Here is a 1,637-nt window from a genome sequence, read left to right on the forward strand (position 1 = left end):
GAGGGCTGACGCCCTCGCCCCGACCCGCAACGAATCCCGTGAATCACCGCGCTGCCCAGTTTGTTCAGGCCCTATGCCAGAAGGGAGCCGCAGGGCACAGCGCCGGACATGCTCCCAGCGCTGCCGCCAGAAGGCATATCGGCGACGGAAGATGACGCTGTCCTGTCCCGAAGAAGAACGTAGTAAGTTTCCGAAGCTCGATCGCCGGTTACCGAAAGTCATATTCGGTGCGGTACGGCTCCGTCCTGCCAGCGGTAGAGGTCGCGCAGCAGGGAAATCTCGGCGCCGTGATGGATCAGCTCCCTGTTGACGTGCAGGACCCTGTTCTCCATGGGAAACCGCTCGGGACCCACCGTGGGCGGATTGTCCAGTTCAACGTCCGAGAGCTTGCGGACCCCCGCGTTCCATCTCCCATACATCTCATCGAGCTGTTTCAGCGCCTCGTCAGCGGTCCCCGCGTAGGCGAATGTCTGGGAGCCGACGTCCTGGCTGTCCTGCGCCACCGAATCTTGACTGATTGCCACCGAAGGCTGACCGATGCAAGTTCGTGTCACCGAGGATTGAGCGCTCTCCCGTCTAGCGCGCCGTGCTGGCGGTCGGCGGAGGCGATGCAAGCGGATCGCGGATGGTTCATCAGTCTGTGTGAAGGCCCGTGCATCGTTGCTGCGCGGTTGCGATCCTGTTCGACATGGCTATCGACCGCAGCCGCACGGCTGGAACCAGGCAAGAGATCCCGTTCGGCCTCGTCCTCTCCCGCAGCCACATCGAGCCGGCGGGCTGGCTGCTGAAACTGAGCTTGGAGCCGCGCACCCCGGTCGGGGAGCTCGATGACCTCTCCGGGCTCGGATGGCCGGTATGGAAGGACATCTTGGAGCGTGACCCCCGATGGGTCGTCTCCATCGACGGTAGCGCCCGCCGTGTCATGCGGATCGTCCGTCTCGACGAGGCTCAGACCGCAGTCCAAAACGAGTTGTTCGACTTGGGCGCCGGCATCCCCTTGGACGACCGCCTGTGGTCGACGGTTGAGGGTCAGCGCCCGGTCATCCTCTGCGGCCCGTTGCGCGGGGAGCCCACCACCGAGGCCATGGCCGCCGCGAAAGCCGCCGGCACGCTGCGCGGCATCGCCGCTCGCTGCCTGATCTCCTGACCGCACAACCGCTGCTGGCAGCGGCAACGGGGGCGGTCCAACTTCGATGACACAAACTCGCGTTGGTCACCTTCACTGACAACCGGTCGACGATCAGTGGCACGGGACACTGGCCGCCGAAGTACCATGCGCGCTGGGGTTGGATCTAGAGGTGTCACGCCCTGGAGGAACAGGCCCCGAATTCGGGCATCTCTCCAGGTCAGAGGTAACACGCAGCCCTCCGTGACACCGGGCGTGACAGGGGGGCGTGACACCGCGCCTGGCGCGGCCGGGGCCGGCGCGGACCCGCCTGTCCCGACCGGGTCGCAGCCCCGGGCCCACGACTCGGCGTACTTGGGAGCGACCGCCACGAGGCCTTGACCACCGGGCGTCGTCGTCCCCTCCGCACGCGCACCCGAACCCGCCCTCGGCCTCGGCCTCTGGCAGGGATCTCAGAGGAGCAGCCCCGGGCCGCGGCGGGTTCGCACAGAGGCGGCCTCTGCGCGAACCC

The 1,637-nt window shown here is 66.8% G+C and carries 1 protein-coding gene and 1 pseudogene; one reads left to right on the forward strand and one right to left on the reverse strand.

Annotated features, from left to right (window positions below):
- Positions 1-218: 218 nt before the first annotated feature.
- Positions 219-488, reverse strand: a pseudogene (locus GA0115259_RS33245) (DinB family protein); the annotation flags it as partial.
- Between the two features lie 200 nt (positions 489-688).
- Here GA0115259_RS33245 and GA0115259_RS33250 point away from each other — a divergent pair.
- Complete coding sequence (locus GA0115259_RS33250) at positions 689-1,147, forward strand: hypothetical protein (RefSeq protein ID WP_141716790.1); 459 nt, start codon at positions 689-691, stop codon at positions 1,145-1,147.
- Positions 1,148-1,637: the final 490 nt, after the last annotated feature.

The organism is Streptomyces sp. MnatMP-M17 (genome assembly GCF_900091995.1).
In the GTDB taxonomy this organism is placed as follows: domain Bacteria; phylum Actinomycetota; class Actinomycetes; order Streptomycetales; family Streptomycetaceae; genus Streptomyces.

Coding starts and splice junctions, on each gene's coding strand:
- GA0115259_RS33250 (WP_141716790.1), top strand. CDS start 689: ATGGCTATCGACCGCAGCCGCACGGCTGGAACCAGGCAAGAGATCCCG.